The organism is Vibrio sp. QJM3NY_27, assembly GCF_057785955.1.
The window spans coordinates 938,070-955,627 of sequence record NZ_CM173511.1 but is presented as its reverse complement, the minus strand read 5'-3'; the positions used below and the strand labels follow the sequence as shown (position 1 = coordinate 955,627).

The 17,558-nt window shown below is 44.9% G+C and carries 20 protein-coding genes; all 20 read right to left on the bottom strand.

Features of this window, described 5'->3' with window-relative positions:
* Positions 1-55 precede the first annotated feature (55 nt).
* Complete coding sequence (locus AC3CIA_RS04385; protein WP_017076800.1) at positions 56-841, bottom strand: MlaA family lipoprotein; 786 nt, start codon at positions 839-841, stop codon at positions 56-58.
* Between the two features lie 125 nt (positions 842-966).
* Positions 967-2,187, bottom strand: coding sequence for a c-type cytochrome biogenesis protein CcmI (ccmI, locus tag AC3CIA_RS04380; RefSeq protein ID WP_488518577.1), 1,221 nt, complete (start codon positions 2,185-2,187; stop codon positions 967-969).
* Positions 2,187-2,675 (bottom strand): cytochrome c-type biogenesis protein, encoded by a 489-nt coding sequence (locus AC3CIA_RS04375; RefSeq protein WP_488518576.1) that lies wholly within the window; start codon positions 2,673-2,675, stop codon positions 2,187-2,189. The genes ccmI and AC3CIA_RS04375 overlap by 1 nt, the downstream gene beginning before the upstream one ends.
* Positions 2,672-3,223: a DsbE family thiol:disulfide interchange protein gene (locus tag AC3CIA_RS04370; RefSeq protein ID WP_145565701.1), complete on the bottom strand. Its 552-nt coding sequence runs from the start codon at positions 3,221-3,223 to the stop codon at positions 2,672-2,674. Before AC3CIA_RS04370 ends, AC3CIA_RS04375 begins: the two co-directional genes overlap by 4 nt.
* A gap of 5 nt (positions 3,224-3,228) precedes the next feature.
* A complete protein-coding gene (locus tag AC3CIA_RS04365; protein ID WP_017073618.1) occupies positions 3,229-5,199 on the bottom strand; it encodes a heme lyase CcmF/NrfE family subunit in 1,971 nt (656 codons plus the stop codon).
* Positions 5,196-5,678 (bottom strand): cytochrome c maturation protein CcmE, encoded by a 483-nt coding sequence (ccmE, locus tag AC3CIA_RS04360; protein ID WP_017073619.1) that lies wholly within the window; start codon positions 5,676-5,678, stop codon positions 5,196-5,198. Before ccmE ends, AC3CIA_RS04365 begins: the two co-directional genes overlap by 4 nt.
* Positions 5,675-5,881 (bottom strand): heme exporter protein CcmD, encoded by a 207-nt coding sequence (gene ccmD / locus AC3CIA_RS04355; RefSeq protein ID WP_017073620.1) that lies wholly within the window; start codon positions 5,879-5,881, stop codon positions 5,675-5,677. Before ccmD ends, ccmE begins: the two co-directional genes overlap by 4 nt.
* A gap of 14 nt (positions 5,882-5,895) precedes the next feature.
* Positions 5,896-6,636 carry a heme ABC transporter permease gene (locus AC3CIA_RS04350; RefSeq protein WP_017073621.1) on the bottom strand — a complete coding sequence of 247 codons (741 nt, stop codon included), beginning with the start codon at positions 6,634-6,636 and terminating at the stop codon, positions 5,896-5,898.
* A 148-nt stretch (positions 6,637-6,784) separates the two neighbouring features.
* The gene (ccmB, locus tag AC3CIA_RS04345; protein WP_488518575.1) at positions 6,785-7,453 is read right to left on the bottom strand and encodes a heme exporter protein CcmB; all 669 of its coding nucleotides are present in this window, start codon (positions 7,451-7,453) and stop codon (positions 6,785-6,787) included.
* A gap of 1 nt (position 7,454) precedes the next feature.
* Positions 7,455-8,072 carry a cytochrome c biogenesis heme-transporting ATPase CcmA gene (ccmA, locus tag AC3CIA_RS04340; protein WP_102553583.1) on the bottom strand — a complete coding sequence of 206 codons (618 nt, stop codon included), beginning with the start codon at positions 8,070-8,072 and terminating at the stop codon, positions 7,455-7,457.
* 280 nt (positions 8,073-8,352) lie between these two features.
* The gene (locus tag AC3CIA_RS04335; RefSeq protein WP_017073623.1) at positions 8,353-8,865 is read right to left on the bottom strand and encodes a DUF2802 domain-containing protein; all 513 of its coding nucleotides are present in this window, start codon (positions 8,863-8,865) and stop codon (positions 8,353-8,355) included.
* The gene (locus tag AC3CIA_RS04330) at positions 8,865-9,359 is read right to left on the bottom strand and encodes a chemotaxis protein CheW (RefSeq protein WP_017073624.1); all 495 of its coding nucleotides are present in this window, start codon (positions 9,357-9,359) and stop codon (positions 8,865-8,867) included. The genes AC3CIA_RS04335 and AC3CIA_RS04330 overlap by 1 nt, the downstream gene beginning before the upstream one ends.
* 54 nt (positions 9,360-9,413) lie before the next feature.
* Positions 9,414-10,580, bottom strand: coding sequence for a chemotaxis protein CheW (locus AC3CIA_RS04325; RefSeq protein ID WP_488518574.1), 1,167 nt, complete (start codon positions 10,578-10,580; stop codon positions 9,414-9,416).
* Entirely contained in the window at positions 10,567-11,349 is a 783-nt protein-coding gene (locus tag AC3CIA_RS04320; RefSeq protein WP_017073186.1) for a ParA family protein, read from the bottom strand. Before AC3CIA_RS04320 ends, AC3CIA_RS04325 begins: the two co-directional genes overlap by 14 nt.
* A gap of 10 nt (positions 11,350-11,359) precedes the next feature.
* On the bottom strand, positions 11,360-12,484 hold the full coding sequence (locus tag AC3CIA_RS04315; RefSeq protein ID WP_017073187.1) for a protein-glutamate methylesterase/protein-glutamine glutaminase: 1,125 nt from the start codon (positions 12,482-12,484) through the stop codon (positions 11,360-11,362).
* A 13-nt stretch (positions 12,485-12,497) separates the two neighbouring features.
* Positions 12,498-14,684, bottom strand: a complete 2,187-nt coding sequence (locus AC3CIA_RS04310) for a chemotaxis protein CheA (RefSeq protein ID WP_488518573.1) — start codon at positions 14,682-14,684, stop codon at positions 12,498-12,500.
* 9 nt (positions 14,685-14,693) lie between these two features.
* Positions 14,694-15,425 (bottom strand): protein phosphatase CheZ, encoded by a 732-nt coding sequence (locus AC3CIA_RS04305; protein ID WP_488518572.1) that lies wholly within the window; start codon positions 15,423-15,425, stop codon positions 14,694-14,696.
* A gap of 106 nt (positions 15,426-15,531) precedes the next feature.
* Entirely contained in the window at positions 15,532-15,900 is a 369-nt protein-coding gene (cheY, locus tag AC3CIA_RS04300; protein WP_016767062.1) for a chemotaxis response regulator CheY, read from the bottom strand.
* Between the two features lie 42 nt (positions 15,901-15,942).
* Positions 15,943-16,677, bottom strand: coding sequence for an RNA polymerase sigma factor FliA (locus AC3CIA_RS04295; RefSeq protein WP_017076812.1), 735 nt, complete (start codon positions 16,675-16,677; stop codon positions 15,943-15,945).
* Entirely contained in the window at positions 16,670-17,557 is an 888-nt protein-coding gene (locus AC3CIA_RS04290) for a MinD/ParA family protein (RefSeq protein ID WP_004736216.1), read from the bottom strand. Before AC3CIA_RS04290 ends, AC3CIA_RS04295 begins: the two co-directional genes overlap by 8 nt.
* Position 17,558 lies beyond the last annotated feature (1 nt).

Here is a 17,558-nt window from a genome sequence, read left to right as displayed (position 1 = left end):
CGATGTTATTTTCAACATCAAGCCTTTCTTTTATCAGTTATTCAAAATCTTATATCTAGTAATCTTCTAGGTATCCGTCAATGAAATCTTCTTCTTCAAGATCGACTTCTTCCGGTTCGATTTCGGCTTTAAAGTCACGACGCTGAATGTAAACTTCACGAGTCAGAGCATATGGATCTGGCGAGTCATCCAACAGAGCTTCTTGAGAAACTAACTGAGCTCGAGTTTCCATACCTTCAAATGCCCACTTTCCGAGGCTCGCCCAGAAGTTCAACAGAGCTAAAGGCACATATAAACTATCCACTTGCTCCGTCACTTCACGAGTCGTAATAGGACCATAACCCGGCACCATAAAGTACGGCCCATTCCCTACCCCATAATGACCAATCGCATCAGAAAACGACTTGTCGTCATATTTGGTGATACCCGCTTCACTGGCAATATCGATTAGGCCCAACAGACCAAAAGTTGAGTTAATCCAAAAACGGTTGAAATGGTCGAGTGCTTTCTCGCCATTACCCATGAATATGTTGTTCACCATGCTCGCAGGTTCGTCTAAGTTGGCTAAAAAATTTGAGATACCAGAGCGAACTGGAACAGGGGTATAGCCAACATAAGCGAGTGAAACAGGACGAACTAAATATGGATCAAGATATTCGTAGTTGATATCCCACATAGCTCGGTTGAACCCTTCGAAAGGGTCATTCGGGTGGGACTCTTCGACGTATTCAGAGGTTTCGAGGTTATTATCGTTCGTGCTTTCATCTGGCGCGCTAGAACAGCCCACCGTTAAGCTTGCGATAAAAAGTAAACTCGAGAGTCTTAAAACACTGACAGACATATCACCTTTTCCATAAGGAATTCATATAATAAAAAAAGGCCAGCAATCGCTGGCCTCAATTGGTTGCGTAAGTCTATACCGTTTGTTGAAAAATCGGAATAGCTAACACCTATGCAAAATGATGATTAATATTGCTTATTGATATTAATGGTCACTGGAGCGCCCAGTTCAACCACTTCACTTTCACCGTACCAATCACCATCGCGAGTTGAAACGTTACCATCTGTATCAAGCCTAGCTCTAACCATCAGAGTTTCAAGGCTAGACAACTTCGAGCCTTCCATCATGCTGTTACCATCATCGAGAACAACAGTGCGAGGGAAAGAACCCAATGGGTAACGGGCTGCAGCGACCGGCATTGGCGAACCATCAGCTCTGTGTACTGAAACAACCAACACAGACTTAGGATCAGCTTTCACATCAGCGGCCAATTCAAGCGTTACTGCAACACTCTTGCCTTGGTCAACACCCATGGTGTCGCCCATTTTCTTCTGAGCACTTTCAATACTGCGTGACAACATTTCGTAACGACTGTCTTGTGGACCAATCATTTGTTGCATGATGCTCCAGTACTTAACAGCACCAGGGTAATCTTGACGCTCAAACGAATCGAACGCTAGCAGCGAGAATACTCGAAGGTCTACATAGTCATTTTGAATCAAGCGGCTCAAAATCAAACGCGCTTGGTTTTGGTCTGCTTCATCAGGTGAAAGCATTAATGCTTGAGCAAAGCCTAGCTGAACATCTTCATTCTTGGGCTCAAGCTTGTAAGCTCTTTCCATAGAATCTTTCGCTGTTTCAGCATCACGGTTTGCTAACGCAATACGACCAAGTAACAACCAACCAGTTGAATCTTTTGGCTGATAATGAAGGCGAGTACGAAGCGCCAGAGTCAAATCTTCAAGTTCATCATCCGTTAACGCACCGCCTTCTGATGACATTAACTTTTTAGACAACTCAGGAAGGTTCGAACTCACTTCTTGCCAATGTTGAACCTTATCTAATGCACCGAATTGAAAGTACATACCATAAGTCACAACAAGAACCAGAATCACAGAAGGAACGACAACACCCAGCGTAGAGATTTGTGTCTTCTTGATTTTTTCTTGTGTTGGAACATCATCAAGTAGCGACTGTTTTAGGTCAGCGATCAGTTCTTGCTGGTTATCAACAAGGCCTTCTTCCGCTTCTACTTCTAATTCAACTAAGCGATCTTTATAGAAGGCTTTATTCAACTCATCGCGAAGCACGTCATCGTTGTTTTCCTTCTTGTTCAAAAAAGGCAGAACAATCAATAAAACTGCGGCTAGCGAAAGGACAATTGTAGAAATCCAAAATAGAGTCATTACTGTTTATCTCCGTCATTCTCTTCGTCGAGTAACGCTTTTAAACGTGCTTCTTTGTCTGCATCCCAGTCTTTATTGGACTCTACTGCTTTTGATTTTGACTTTCTGCTTCGTAAAACAATCAAACCAAAACCTAATACAACAACCGCAAACGGGCCAACCCAAAGAATCGATGTCGCTAAGGTCAGTGGCGGGTTGTACGTTACAAAGTTACCGTAACGAGCAATCATGTAATCAATAATTTCTTGCTCAGACTTGCCATCTTTTGTCATCTCATACACTTTTTGACGCAAGTCGACCGCAAGTTCCGCGTTCGAATCACCAATCGTGTTGTTCTGACATTTTGGGCAACGAAGCGTGTTACTCAATTCTTTAAACTGTTGCTCTTGATCAACCGTATCAAATTCATGAAATTCGATAGGAGCTGCCGAAACAGTCGCAGAGATAGCGAACGTGGCGAACAATGCTACAAGTGTTTGTTTAATCATTTCGCCTCCTCCAATAACTCTTGGTACATCGGTTGAAGAGTCGATGCCCAGTTTGTTGGGTTCACATCTCCAACGTGGCGGTAACGAACAACACCATTAGCGTCAATTAGGAACGTCTCTGGTGCGCCATACACACCAAGGTCGAGACCTAACATGCCATTGCCGTCGAATAAACTGATCAGGTAAGGATTACCTAACTCGTTCAACCAACCTACCGCTTTGTTGCGGTCATCTTTGTAGTTAAGACCAATAATCTTAACGCCTTGATCAGCAAGCTTATTCAAGTAAGAGTGCTCTGCATAACAAGTAGGACACCAAGTAGCCCACACGTTAAGGAGCAATGGCTCACCTTTGAAAATCGCTTGATCATGAAACTTACCGGGTTGCTCTAAGTCTTCTAAACCAAACTCAGGAACCTGTTTACCGATCAATACTGATTCAAGCTTAGTCGGGTCATCACCCGACTGATTGCGCATCAACTGAGTTGCAAAGATTCCAGCAAGAACCAAGAACGCGATCAATGGAATGAATAAAATCTTTTTGTTCATTCGAGTTAAGCCTCCTGCTCTTGAGCCGATTTTTTCGTTGGCTTACGGAAACGGTAACGACGGTCACTGATTGCAATTACACCACCAATCGACATGATCAAAGAACCCGCCCAGATCCAACGTACAAATGGTTTGTAGTAAATACGTACAGCCCAAGATTTGTTGTCGTCTAAACGCTCACCCATTGCGATATAAAGGTCGCGTGTTACGCCGCGGTCAATCGCAGCTTCAGTCATCATAGACTTAGCTGTGGTGTAGAAACGTTTTTCAGCGTGAAGCGTGTTGATGTATTTGCCTTCTTTGGTAATTTCAAAGTCAGCAATGTAACCATCGTAGTTAGGGCCATCTTTGTCACGAACCCCTGTAAACAGGAAGCTGTATTCTTCAAGTTGGTAGCTTTCGCCTGGCGCTAAACGCACATCACGTTCGATGCTGTAGTTTTGCACCATCGCGATACCGATCACTGTTACGGCTAAACCCATGTGACCACAGATCATAGCCCAATGGCTACGAGGCAGCTTAGTTAGGCCTTTCATGAAAGTATGACGATGTGTTGCACGCTCATGCAGCTCAAAGCCGTGCATGAAGAAGATCCAGAACGCCATCACCCAACCAGCAAAAGCAGTACCACTAAAGCGATCAGCTAGCATGGTCACCATTAGCGCACTTAAACCTAACGAGAAAATACCCGAAACCAACATTGGTTTAATAAGTTTAGACAGGTTGTCACGCTTCCAACGGATAAGTGGACCGATACCCAATAGGAAAGAGAACGGGATCATTAACCAGAAGAACAACATGTCAAAGAATGGTGCACCGATTGAAACCGAGCCCAGACCTAACTGCTTATGAACGAGTGGCAGCAATGTACCCACTAACACAACGACTAACGCCGCAATCAATAAGATGTTGTTGCCGAGTAGCGCATTTTCACGAGACACTAAATCAAAATTACCGCGGACACGAACCGATGCGCCTTTAACAGCGAACAACAGCAGTGAACCACCGATAACAAATACTAGGAAGCCTAGAATAAACATACCACGAGCAGGATCCGACGCGAACGCGTGAACCGAAACCAAGATGCCCGAACGAACTAGGAACGTACCTAGTAAGCTTAATGAGAACGCAGAAATCGCAAGTAAAACGGTCCAAGCTTTAAACGTGCCGCGCTTTTCTGTTACCGCAAGCGAGTGCATTAACGCAGTACCAGCCAACCAAGGCATGAATGAAGCGTTTTCTACTGGATCCCAGAACCACCAGCCACCCCAGCCAAGTTCGTAGTAAGCCCACCATGAACCTAGTGCGATACCTACTGTTAGGAATAACCAAGCCGCGATTGTCCAAGGACGAGACCAACGAGCCCATGCCGTATCTAAACGACCACTCATTAGAGAAGCAATAGCAAAAGAGAACGCTACCGAGAAACCTACATAACCCATGTAAAGCATTGGCGGGTGAATAATCAAACCCGGATCTTGCAATAGTGGGTTCAAGTCACGGCCATCGACAGGGAAGAAAGGCAGTGTACGTAAGAACGGGTTAGACGTTACGATAATGAACAGCAAGAAGCCGACAGTAATCAAACCCATAATCGCAAGTACGCGAGCAACCGACTCTTGAGGCATACCACGGCTAAACGTCGCAACAGCAACCGTCCAACCCGCTTGGATTAGAACCCAAAGTAGTAAAGAGCCTTCGTGTGCACCCCAAACCGCTGTTATACGGTAGTACCAAGGAAGTTGGCTGTTTGAGTTACTTGCAACGTATTGAATCGTAAAATCATTGGTGTAGAACGCGTAACACAAGATGAAAAACGAAATCGCTAGGAATCCGAACATACCCCATGACAACGGTCGAGCACTGTTCATCAATAATGTGTTATTTCGAGCGGCCCCATACAGTGGGAGCACACTCAATAGCAATCCCAGCCCTAAGGACAGGATCATGGCAAAGTGGCCGATCTCGGCTATCATTGAGCACTTCCTTCTTTTTGTTCTGTCGAGTACTGCATTGGCTCATGGGTCTTCTTCATTGCTTCAGCAACTTCAGAAGGCATGTACTCTTCATCGTGTTTCGCTAATACTTCGAACGCTTCAATTGTTGTCGCATCTTTTAGAACGCCTTGAGCAACAATACCTTGTCCTTCACGGAAAAGATCAGGAAGAATACCATCGTATAAAATCGTTACTTTAGGACCAACATCTTTCAAATCAAAGCTTACACGTAGTGATTCGTTGTCACGGCTTACAGAACCGACTACAACCATGCCACCAATACGCAAGCGCTGGCCAACTTCAGGTTTTTTACCGTCTTTACCATTAACAAGCTCAGTTGGTGTGTAGAACAGATCCATGTTCTGGTTAAGTGCGTAAACCATCAATCCAACAGTTGCACTGATACCAAAAAAGATCGCTAAGATAATACCTAGCCTCTTTTTACGTCTTGGGTTCATAGAGTGTTCTCCATATTTTTTGCTGCATCGATACGAGCTTGACGATCAATCTTAGCTTGTACTTCACTGAGTAATTGCTTACCACGACGAACGCTTACGACTAGTAAGACGATCATCGCGAAGAATGTGATTCCAAATGCACTCCATACATATGAGGCGTAGCCCCCCATAGCAAAGAAATCACTTAAAGATTCAAAATACATAATTACCTACCCTACTACGCTTTTTCGGCCGCAAGCTTGCGAACCCATGGACGGTGACTTTCTTTACTGATGATTTCATTTCTAAAACGAACCATAGTCACAGCACCAAAGAAAAAGGCGAAGCCGAAAATGTTGAGAAGAAGCGGCCATAGCATGTCACTAGATATAGAAGGCTGATCGAACTTAGTGATCGTCGCGCCTTGGTGAAGTGTGTTCCACCACTCTACTGAAAAGTGAATAATAGGTAGGTTGATTACGCCCACGATAGCCAGAATTCCAGCCGCTTTTGCTGCTGTTTTTTGGTCATCAAACGCGTGGTGTAAGGCAATCACACCCAAGTATAGGAATAGAAGAATAAGCTCTGAGGTCAATCGTGCATCCCAAACCCACCAAGCACCCCACATTGGCTTCCCCCAAACAGCACCCGTTAACAGTGCGATGAAGGTAAATACAGCACCGATCGGCGCCATAGCCAATGCCGCCATGTCAGATAGCCTTACCTGCCATACTAAGCCGATAAAGGCCGCAATCGCCATAGACATGTACACGCCCATAGACCAAATTGCAGAAGGAACATGGATGTAGATGATTCGAAAGCTATCACCTTGTTGGTAATCTGAAGGCGCAAATGCTAACCCCCAAACCGTACCGGCGGATAAACACAATAGCGCTAGGATCGAGAACCATGGCAGAAATTTACCAGCAAGCTGATAGGATGTTTCTGCTTTGGCATAGGGATGGAGCCATTTCCACATGTTGTAATCTCACTCTTACTTCATATTGCTTACAGCTATTAAAGCTATAATTATAATAATTTATTTTGTCTTGCTTTCAGTTTTGCTGACTCTATGAGTCCGGTCGAGGCTTTTGGTTCACATTAGCTATACGATAACCGCATCGTTATCAGTTCACACTAACTCTAAGTGCGGCACTGATCGCAAAAGGCGTTAGAGTCATCGCACCCATCAACATCGCGCCAAGCACCGCTAATTGACCGTTATACGCAACACCTAGTGCTGCCGCATCAATCGCTGATGTAGCAAAAATAAGAATTGGGATATACAACGGCAAAATAAGTAGGCTTAAAAGCACACCGCCTTTCTGAAGCCCTACCGTTAGAGCAACACCAATCGCACCGATAAAGCTCAATGCTGGCGTACCAATCAATAACGTTAAGACAACCGATAACCAAGTATCGAAATCCAAAGAAAGCAGCACAGCCAATAACGGACTGATCAAAATTAATGGTAACCCGGTCAATAACCAGTGTGCTATGACCTTGGACAAGACTACCAACTGCAACGGGATGGGCATCAGCATCATCTGCTCGAGAGCTCCGTCTTGAAAATCATCTCGGAAAAGGCGCTCTAGAGAGAGCAACGCAGAAAGTAAAGCGGCCACCCAAACAATACCCGCGGCAATGCGTGCAAGTAGATTTGGCTCAGGGCCAATACTTAAAGGAAAAAGGGTAATTACAATGATAAAAAACCACAAAGGGTTAAAAATATCCGCTTGGCGTCTAAACGCAATCAGCAGTTCACGTCGAATGATCGTGGTCATTGAAGAGATCATATTAATCACCCAACTTAATTTTTCTTAGTTTAGGGCTATCAGCAAACATGTCTTGGTGTGTGGTTAGCAACACAATACCGCCGTTATCTGCATGCTGAGAAAAAAGAGATTCCAAAACTTTGACACCCTGCTTATCTATAGCTGTTAGCGGCTCGTCTAAAATCCACAACATTTGCTTACTCAACCACAGTCGTGCTAATGCCACTCGGCGCTGTTGACCCGCTGAAAGTTGACCGGCGGGCACATCTTCTCTTCCAGCAAGACCTACTTGAGCCAAAGCTTGATAAAGCTCTTCTTTAGTTGTGCCGTCACTATGAATCGACTGGTAAAAACTCAGATTCTCATAAGCACTGAGCTCGCGTTTAACGCCAGTTTGATGCCCAAGAAAAAGGAGATTTTGATGATAAACATCTCGACTCGATTCAATAGAATCGCCATCCCAAGAAATAGTGCCTTCATCACGGTCGCCTAACCCTGTAATAATCCTAAGGAGTGTCGTTTTCCCGGTACCGTTTCGACCTTCAACTTGAACCAATTCACCCGGTTTCAATTGAAAAGACAACGATTCAAACAGAACCCTGTCGTCACGAATAGCAGTTAAATTTGAGACTTCTAGCATAGGTAAATTTAGTCGAGTAATGAAAGGGCTATAGTAGCACACCAATATGGTGACAAAACAGGACTAGGCGTTTTCGATAGAACAAACTCCGTAAGAAACTGTTACCACCGCATCACAATTTACACATTTTTATCCCAATAGAAGATATCCTCATAGATACAGTCACTTATAAACATCGTTCTATAAATAAAATGACAGGTATAAAAAAAGAAGCCGAGGCTTCTTTTTAAGAGTTGTGCACAATAAACATAAAGTGCCTAATACGCTTTCAGCGCTCAATTTAACGACGTCGAGGAGGGTCTCTGCGATCACGAGAGGCTGTTGGCTGTTCATCAAACGATGAAGGATTACTTGTTAGCGAAGGAATTTTTTCCTTACCAGCAAGCTTATTCTGCAAAGACATCATTAGCTCGGCTTCAGCTTTAGGCAATTCACATTCTTCGATCAATTCGTTAATCCCAGCGCCAAGTTGAACCATTTTCGTTGCTCGTGTGTACAAGCGTCCGTCGGTATCAACATGCTCTAGCTCAACAATACGTTCATTCAAGTGTTTTATCAGATCTTGCTGTTCAGTCACTTTTTGGCCAAGGCCAATTACTACAGAGCGAACCTCAAGTAATTGCTTACTCGATTTTTGAAGCTCTTTGTCCAAATTTCGAACTTGCAGGCGTGACTGATCGAGCTGCTTTTGAATCGCACTTTTTACTTTGCTAATCAAAACAACAATGAATAACGTAAAAACCCCGACTCCAACGATTAGAGCAACAGGGCTTATAGGGAGCGCTTCAAACATTACAGATGAGCCATCTCATCCCATTCGTCTTCGCTTAGTAGTTTGTTTAAATCTACTAAGATAAGCAGCTTGCCTTCACGGTTGCTTACACCTTGGATGAACTTAGCACTTTCATCAGTACCCACACTTGGAGTTGTGTCGATCTCAGAAGAACGTAGGTAAACCACCTCAGCAACGCTATCCACTAGAATACCGATAACTTGACGCTCAGATTCAATAACGATGATACGAGTGTTATCCGTGATTTCACCTTGCATCAAACCAAAGCGAGAACGAGTGTCGATAACGGTAACAACGTTACCACGTAGGTTGATAATACCTAGAACGTAGTCTGGAGCACCCGGTACTGGAGCAATCTCGCTATAACGCAGAACTTCACGAACCTGCATTACGTTAATGCCGTAAGTTTCTTCTTCCAGTTGGAATGTCACCCATTGAAGTACTTCATCATTCGTTTGATCTTTTCTTACTTCAATTTCACTCATATGAGACATAGATAATCCTCTTGCCGTCGTTACCGACCACTATTATTAACTTGATGCTTATTACTAGCTTAATGCTTTTACATCTAGCCCTGCATTTAGCATGGCGATTAATGCTTCAACATGGATCAAAGCACACATTTTTTCTTTTACCATACCGGCGAGCCATGGGCGTTTCCCTGCCATTTCTCGCCAACGTACTTTATCTGTATTAAGTAACTCGGTGCCTTTTAACTCGGTGCCCGCAAGGCCCCACAAGCTTTCTCCAAGCATGACTATATATTGATAGTTTTCTTTGTATTCGTCACCCGATAGTTTCTCAGACATCACCCACTTTGCGGTATCGACCACATCTAATTGGCTATCACGGTTGGTTTGCAAACCCAAATACCAAGCAGGTTTACCAATAATGTGACTTAACTCTTCAAGCCGATGGATACCACCTAGCTCATCAAGTGGCACCGCAAAAGTCACACCGTTCACATCAAAATACAAGACTTGAAAATCTTCTGTTCGAGCCGTATTTTCCCACGAGGTGAACTGGTCAGTGCCTCCGGCTTGAGTTTCCGGAACGATAGCACTCTCGATGTCAGGATCTTGAGCGTCCATTTCAGGAGCTTCAACCTCTGTATCAGGATGTTCGGCTTTCGCTTCTATTTGTTCAGTTTCTACCAATTCATCCTGAGCTTGCGGCAATTCTACTTGAGGCTTTGCAGTAATGGATAAATCCGGTTCTGGAAGATTCCAATCTTGAATTTCAGGTTCCGCAGATACTTGAACTGATTCGACAGCGGCATCGAACATTTGCATGTCTGCTTGCTGCGCAATTTTCTGCGTATTTTGATCCATCAATTCATCGAGGTTCAGATCATCAACAACATTAGTCGCCTCTAAACGGCTCAGTAGTTTCTGAACATCCTCAAGGTTTGGAACCTCAAACTCAGCCGCACGTATTTCTGCGTAGCTTGAGTAATTTGTAGTAATTTGTGGCTCTGGCTCTGGCTCTGGCTCTGGCTCTGGCTCTGGCTCTGGCTCTGGCTCTGGCTCTGGCTCTGGCTCTGGCTCTGGCTCTGGCTCTGGCTCTTCAGATTGTGGTTCGTCGCTAGGCTCGTCAACAAAAAACTCATCAGATTCAAAGTTTTCATCGCCTAATAGCGCAGTAAAGTAGTCATCCAGTGCTTGTTCACTTGATAGACTTGGTCGCTCCACTGTTAATTCTTTATTCGCGCTCATTTATCGCCAACCTCTCGAGATAAATAAGCAGCTGTTTATAAGCAAATACACCACGGCTACCCGATGCAAAATGAGATGCTGGTAAGCGTTTTAAGCTCGCATCTCTAAATTTGGTATCAATAGGAACAGCAGATGTCCAAACTTGGTTCGGATAGTCATCTTTAAGCTGAGTTAATGTTTGCAGCGATGCTTTGGTTCGCTTGTCGTACATCGTAGGGACAATCGTCACTTTAAACGGTGTTTTGCGTGACTTTTGCATGATAGCCAAAGTGCGGATCATGCGCTCTAAGCCTTTCATAGCCAAGAACTCAGTCTGCACTGGAATCAAAATACGATCGCTGCCAGCCAATGCGTTGACCATCATCACACCAAGAATTGGAGGACAATCGATAAGCACATAATCGTAGTCATTTTTTAAAGCAGCCAAAGCTCGCTTTAAGATCAAACCCATGCCGCTGCGATTACCCATGACACGGTCTAATGTCGCCAATGACATGTGTGCAGGAATAATATCGATACCTTCGACTTCCGTTTGCAAAATCAAAGGTCTTACCGTCTGAGCAGTAAACTCTCGCAGTTGAAAAAGATCAAACAGACTTGACTCCACGTTATCTGAGTCGTAACCCAGATACGTGGTTAGTGATGCATGTGGGTCAGTATCAACCAACAACACTCGGTGCCCTTTCAAAGCAAGTAGCCCTGCCAAGGTCACAGTCGTGGTTGTTTTACCAACACCACCTTTTTGGTTTGCAACACTCCAAACAATCATTTCGATTTACCTAAGCTAACCCAACTTCAACCAAAATTCTTTCCGCAATGCGGTCTAGAGGTAGGTCTTCAGTAGAAATGCCAGCTTTTGCTACAGCTTGAGGCATACCATATACAACACAGCTATCTTCGTCTTGTGCCCAGATCGTCGAGCCCGCGGTCTTCAACATACGCGAACCTTCTCGACCATCAGCACCCATTCCGGTCAGAATCATAGACAAGACTTTGTCACCGTAGATTTTCGCAGCAGAACCGAAGGTTACATCCACACAAGGCTTGTAATTCATTCGATCGCCGCCATCAATAATTCTTAGGCGTGCGGACCCTGCGCGGCCATCAATCATCATCTGCTTACCGCCTGGTGCAAGATAAGCCACTCCAGGTTTCAACACATCTCCGTCTTGAGCTTCACGAACTTCAATCTTACACAATGTATTCAATCGGCTAGCAAAAGCGGCGGTAAACGTAGCTGGCATATGCTGAACTAACACAATTGGATGCGGGTAGTGTGCAGGAATGCGTGTCAAAATTTTCTGTAGTGCAACTGGGCCGCCTGTAGACGTACCAATTGCTGTCAACTGATATTTTTTACCCGACGCTCTGAACTTCGCAGTTGAAGCCACAGCTGGCTTCACAGCCGAAGCTGCCGCTGAAATCGGTTGACGTAATGGCGTTGATGTCGACGTAGAAGTTGTTGCCGTAGCTCGTGGGGCAACCGGTGTACGGCGCATAAACGCACGCTTTGCGGCAATCTGAATCACACGCTGTTGAAGCAATGCGACTGCATCATCTCGGTTACGCGCAATGTCTTCAAACTTCTTAGGTAGGAAGTCTAGAGCACCAGCGTCTAACGCATCTAATGTTGCTCTCGCACCATCATGCGTTAGCGATGAAAACATTAAAATAGGCGTTGGCGACGCAGCCATGATTTCACGAACGGCGGTGATGCCGTCCATGACAGGCATTTCGATGTCCATCGTGATTACGTCAGGTCTCAGCTGTTTCGCTTTCTCAACCGCTTCTTTACCGTTTACTGCTACATCAATGACTTCTAGGCGAGCCTCTGAGTTGATGATCTCGCTAACGCGACGACGAAAAAAACTCGAATCATCAACGACTAATACTTTAATCGCCATATTTATCCTTAAATTAAATTCTTGACGCAGCTGCGTACTGCTTCAACAAGTCCGGCACATCTAGAATCAATGCAATGTGTCCATCACTTGTAATTGTCGCGCCTGCCATTCCTGGCGTGCCCTGTAGTAGTTTATCAAGTGGCTTGATGACTACTTCTTCTTGACCAATAAGCGTATCGACAACGAAACCAACACGTTGACTACCAAGCTGTACGATAACAACATGTCCGTGCCCTTTGCGCAATTCCACAATACCCGCTTTGGGTGCTAGCCAGTTTTGCAAGTAGAACAACGGAATAGACTTATCGCGAACGATGATGGTCAGCTGGCCATCAACCACGTTAGTGCGGCTGAGATCTAAGTGGAAAATCTCGTTTACAGAAGCCAATGGCAATGCAAATGGATGACCAGCAACACCGACCATCAAGGTTGGCAGAATCGCCAGCGTCAATGGAACCTTGATCGTGATCTTGGTGCCTTGTCCCATCTCTGAATCAATATCAATCGAGCCATTCAGTGTGTTGATCGCTGTTTTCACAACGTCCATGCCTACACCACGACCTGAGATATCCGAGATTTTTTCTTTACTTGAGAAGCCAGGAGCAAAGATAAGATTGAAACATTCTTTGTTTGATAAACGAGATGCGGCATCTTCGTCCATCAGACCACGTTTAACCGCAATAGCACGCAACGTATCAGGGTCCATGCCGCCGCCATCATCAACGATAGCCAGTTCAATGTGGTCACCTTCTTGCGAGGCGGAAAGAATCACTTTACCCGTTTGTGATTTGCCAGCCGCAATACGGGCTTCAGGCATTTCAATACCGTGATCCACAGAGTTTCTCACTAAGTGAATCAGAGGATCGGCAAGTGCTTCAACTAAATTCTTATCAAGATCCGTTTCTTCCCCGCGCATTTCAAGAACAATGTCTTTCTTCAAACTACGAGCAAGGTCGCGGACAACTCGTGGGAAACGACCAAAAACTTTCTTGATCGGCTGCATACGAGTCTTCATTACCGCACCTTGGAGGTCTGCGGTAACAACATCTAAATTCGAGACAGCTTTTGCCATCTCTTCATCGTTACTGTTTAAGCCAAGGCTTACAAGTCGATTACGAACCAACACCAGCTCACCCACCATATTCATGATGGTATCCAGTGTTGACGTGTCGACACGAACTGTAGCGTCGGCTTGTTGTTTCTTCGCTGGTACTTTAACTTCAGCTTTCGCTGGTGCTTCTTTAACAGCGACCGGTGCAGATGGCTTAGGCTTAGGAGCTACTTGTGGAGCAGGCACTGGTGCAATAGGCTTCGCTGCAGCAGGTTTAGTTGCTGCATCTAGCTCTTCAATAGTTGGTCCATTACCTGAACCATGTAACTGGTCTAGTAGCTTCTCAAACTCTTCGTCGCTCATCAGGTCATCACCTTCAGACATCGCCGAAACGGGTGCGGAAGAAGGTGCTGGCGGAGGAGGAGGCGCTGAACCTACTGCCGTCGGGCTCTTGCCCGCGCCATGCAGTTCATCTAATAACTTTTCGAATTCGTCATCCGTAATATCACCGCTCTCAGAAACCGGCTGAGGAGCAACAGGAGCTGGCGGCGGTGTTGGTACAGAAGATGCTGTTGGTGAACCACCTTTACCATGAAGCTCATCAAGCAGACGCTCAAACTCATCTTCAGAGATATCATCCACTGAAGATGCACTAATGCTTGCGCTTTCGACGATCGGTTCAGCAGGCGCTTCAAAAGCGGGTTCAGCGATTACTGGTGCTGGGGCTTCTACTGGAACTGGAGCAGCTTCATCGGTCGACTGTGGTTTACAGAGGCGGTGAAGTTCATCCAATAAAGCTTGATCAGCTGGCACTAAAGGTTCCTGATCTTGCACGGCTTGAAACTGTACATTAACTGTATCTAGAGCCTGCAGCATGGTATCCATCAAACCTGATGTTACGCTGCGCTGGCCGTTTCGTAGAATGTCGAACACATTCTCAGCACCATGACAAGTATCCACCAGCTCAGTCAATGCTAGGAAACCAGCACCACCTTTTACTGTATGGAAACCACGGAAAATAGCATTTAATAGGTCTTTGTCGTCAGGGTTATTCTCAAGCTCTACCAGTTGTTCTGATAGGAGTTCAAGGATCTCTCCTGCTTCGACTAAAAAGTCCTGAAGAATATCTTCGTCTAAATCGTAGCTCATACGTTACCTTTAAAATCCAAGACTGGATAACAAATCGTCGACTTCATCTTGAGATGCAACAGCATCTTCACGCTCTTCTGGGTTCAGAATTGGACCTTCAGGCGCGATAGATGCTTCCTTCTCTGACTCTGGAGTTGGCTCTGTTTTATTCGCACCGAATACGGTGAGAATCTCGACCAAACGTCCTTCAACCTCATTCACCAAGGTAATAACTTTGCTAATTATCTGCCCAGTTAAATCTTGGAAATCCTGAGCCATCAAGATTTCAGTCAATTGTCCACGTAGTTCAGTACTATCGCCTTCTACTTGGACAAGCAATCCATCAATGCGGTGACATAAAGCTTTAAATTGTGCCAGCTCAATGCGGCCATGCATCAGTTCATTCCATTGAGGCCTTACTTGAAGTAAACACTCGTGTAGGTTGTCTGCAATTGGCATACAACGATCGACAGCGTCCATCGTCTTATTTGCCGCAACTTCCGTTTTATCAATGACATACTGAAGGCGATCCCTTGCATCAGGGATTTCATCATTTGCGATAACGCTGATGCGCTCATCGAAATTGAATTGAGTCAAAGAGTCATGGAGGTCGCGAGTCAAACTTCCTATTTCTTGAAGCATTGGATTGTCTTGAAGACTAAAATTGTCTTCATAAATGCTTCTAACAAGAGAATCAGCATCTTGCTGCTCATCGTTCTCAAGCAGCTCTACTAATTTTTTTGCTTGTTCTAATGAAATCATCCTGAGTTCGGCCTTACTCCGCATACTTTGTGCGCTTAGGCTATCGAGATAAACAGAGATCTTATCGGTCAGTGTTTGCCTAGAAGTGCCTAAAACTTATTGATGCTTATAAGCGATCAAAAATCTTATCAAGTTTCTCTTTCAGCGTTGCAGCAGTGAAAGGCTTCACAATGTAACCATTAACACCCGCTTGCGCTGCTTCGATGATCTGCTCACGCTTCGCTTCCGCAGTGATCATAAGCACTGGAAGGTGCTTAAGTTCTGCATCTGCGCGAATGTGTTTAAGCAGGTCAATACCTTGCATGCCTGGCATGTTCCAGTCAGTTACCACGAAATCAAATTCGCCTTTTTTCAGCATAGGTAACGCGGTTAAGCCATCGTCTGCTTCTTGAGTGTTGTTGAAACCTAAATCGCGAAGTAGGTTTTTAACAATTCGGCGCATCGTTGAAAAATCATCAACAATGAGAATTTTCATGTTTTTGTTCAAATTAGCCTCCACTGAATAGAATCAGTGTTGTTAGTCGTTCTGTGTCCAAGCACTTAACTTAGTGCGTAAACGCTGCATAGATTGGCTCAGTATTTGGCTGACACGAGATTCGCTGACACCTAGTACTTCCCCAATCTCTTTTAAATTGAGTTCTTCGTCGTAATAAAGCGAAAGCACAAGGCCTTCCCTTTCCGGAAGTTGTTTTATCGAATCGATCAAAGCTTGACGGAATGACTCATCAGCAACCCCTTGAAAGGGCGTATTATCTTGAGAGTCTTCATTCGGAGATATTACATCATCTGAGACGCCTAAATCTTCGATCCCGACAAGTCTTGAGCAATTAATATCAGTTAAAGCGTTGTGGTACTGGTCTAAACTCAGCCCCATGTGCTTTGCCACTTCGGCATCACTTGGGTCGCGGTTGAGGGTACCCTCTAATTCCGCGATTGCACTGCTGATTTCTCGATTGTTTTTATGAACCGATCTCGGCACCCAGTCACCACGGCGAATGTCATCCAACATAGCTCCGCGAATCCGAATACCTGCATACGTCTCAAAGCTTGCGCCTTTGGTACCATCATAGTTTTGTTGCGCTTCAATCAAGCCAATCATGCCAGCTTGAATTAAGTCATCAACCAAGACATTAGGCGGTAATCGCCCCAACAAGTGATGAGCGATACGTTTAACCAACACAGAATACTTCTCAAAAAAAGCCTGTTGGCTATTGTGATTAGCATGTTGATCGTAAGTAAGCGCTTTATTCACCAAATGGTTCCTCTATAAATTCAGTACGATTCAGCAGCCTTTCAACAAAGAACTCCAAGTGTCCACTTGGCGTTTTTGGTATTGGCCAGGTCAATGCTTTATTAGCCAAAGAGCTGATTGCCAATGCAGCTGGAGAGCGAGGGTACGCATCTACTACGATTTTCTGTCTCTTGACTGATTGACGTACTTTATCATCTAAAGGAATACATGCTACGAGTTCGAGGCTCACATTCAAGAAGCGCTCTGTGACCAAAGTCAACTTTGCAAATAATTCTCGGCCTTCGCGGTAGCTTCTGACCATATTTGCAACAATTTTGAATCGCTGAACTTGGTGCTCTCGGCTCAAAAGCTTGATCAGTGCATATGCATCTGTGATTGAGGTAGGCTCATCACAAACCACAACAACCACGTCTTGCGCCGCTCTTGAGAAGCTAATTACCATGTCTGAAATACCCGCAGCGGTATCAACCAACAAGATATCCATCTCATCTTCAAGCGAACCAAATGCACGAATCAACCCAGCGTGTTGAGCGTGTGAAAGTTCAGTCATGCTTTGTGTGCCAGATGTCGCTGGAATAATTCTAATTCCGTGCGGCCCTTCGACAATCGCATCCTTAAGTTCACATTCGCCAGCCAACACATGACCCAGGTTTCGTTTAGAACGAATGCCCAGCATGATGTCTACGTTAGCCAGCCCTAAGTCGGCATCCAGTACCATGACTTTCTTGCCTTGGCGAGCCATACAAATAGCCATACCTAACGTCACATTCGATTTACCGACGCCTCCCTTACCACCGGTTACAGCGATAACTTTTGTGAGTGAAGGCTTGGTTAAGCGACGGAGGCCGCTAGCTTGATCGTGTATCATATTCTCATTCATA

Excerpts from the sequence above, each read along its gene's own strand:
- AC3CIA_RS04385 (WP_017076800.1), bottom strand. The coding sequence starts at position 841 with ATGTCTGTCAGTGTTTTAAGACTCTCGAGTTTACTTTTTATCGCAAGC.
- ccmI (WP_488518577.1), bottom strand. The coding sequence starts at position 2,187 with ATGACTCTATTTTGGATTTCTACAATTGTCCTTTCGCTAGCCGCAGTT.
- AC3CIA_RS04375 (WP_488518576.1), bottom strand. The coding sequence starts at position 2,675 with ATGATTAAACAAACACTTGTAGCATTGTTCGCCACGTTCGCTATCTCT.
- AC3CIA_RS04370 (WP_145565701.1), bottom strand. The coding sequence starts at position 3,223 with ATGAACAAAAAGATTTTATTCATTCCATTGATCGCGTTCTTGGTTCTT.
- AC3CIA_RS04365 (WP_017073618.1), bottom strand. The coding sequence starts at position 5,199 with ATGATAGCCGAGATCGGCCACTTTGCCATGATCCTGTCCTTAGGGCTG.
- ccmE (WP_017073619.1), bottom strand. The coding sequence starts at position 5,678 with ATGAACCCAAGACGTAAAAAGAGGCTAGGTATTATCTTAGCGATCTTT.
- ccmD (WP_017073620.1), bottom strand. The coding sequence starts at position 5,881 with ATGTATTTTGAATCTTTAAGTGATTTCTTTGCTATGGGGGGCTACGCC.
- AC3CIA_RS04350 (WP_017073621.1), bottom strand. The coding sequence starts at position 6,636 with ATGTGGAAATGGCTCCATCCCTATGCCAAAGCAGAAACATCCTATCAG.
- ccmB (WP_488518575.1), bottom strand. The coding sequence starts at position 7,453 with ATGATCTCTTCAATGACCACGATCATTCGACGTGAACTGCTGATTGCG.
- ccmA (WP_102553583.1), bottom strand. The coding sequence starts at position 8,072 with ATGCTAGAAGTCTCAAATTTAACTGCTATTCGTGACGACAGGGTTCTG.
- AC3CIA_RS04335 (WP_017073623.1), bottom strand. The coding sequence starts at position 8,865 with ATGTTTGAAGCGCTCCCTATAAGCCCTGTTGCTCTAATCGTTGGAGTC.
- AC3CIA_RS04330 (WP_017073624.1), bottom strand. The coding sequence starts at position 9,359 with ATGTCTCATATGAGTGAAATTGAAGTAAGAAAAGATCAAACGAATGAT.
- AC3CIA_RS04325 (WP_488518574.1), bottom strand. The coding sequence starts at position 10,580 with ATGAGCGCGAATAAAGAATTAACAGTGGAGCGACCAAGTCTATCAAGT.
- AC3CIA_RS04320 (WP_017073186.1), bottom strand. The coding sequence starts at position 11,349 with ATGATTGTTTGGAGTGTTGCAAACCAAAAAGGTGGTGTTGGTAAAACA.
- AC3CIA_RS04315 (WP_017073187.1), bottom strand. The coding sequence starts at position 12,484 with ATGGCGATTAAAGTATTAGTCGTTGATGATTCGAGTTTTTTTCGTCGT.
- AC3CIA_RS04310 (WP_488518573.1), bottom strand. The coding sequence starts at position 14,684 with ATGAGCTACGATTTAGACGAAGATATTCTTCAGGACTTTTTAGTCGAA.
- AC3CIA_RS04305 (WP_488518572.1), bottom strand. The coding sequence starts at position 15,425 with ATGATTTCATTAGAACAAGCAAAAAAATTAGTAGAGCTGCTTGAGAAC.
- cheY (WP_016767062.1), bottom strand. The coding sequence starts at position 15,900 with ATGAAAATTCTCATTGTTGATGATTTTTCAACGATGCGCCGAATTGTT.
- AC3CIA_RS04290 (WP_004736216.1), bottom strand. The coding sequence starts at position 17,557 with ATGAATGAGAATATGATACACGATCAAGCTAGCGGCCTCCGTCGCTTA.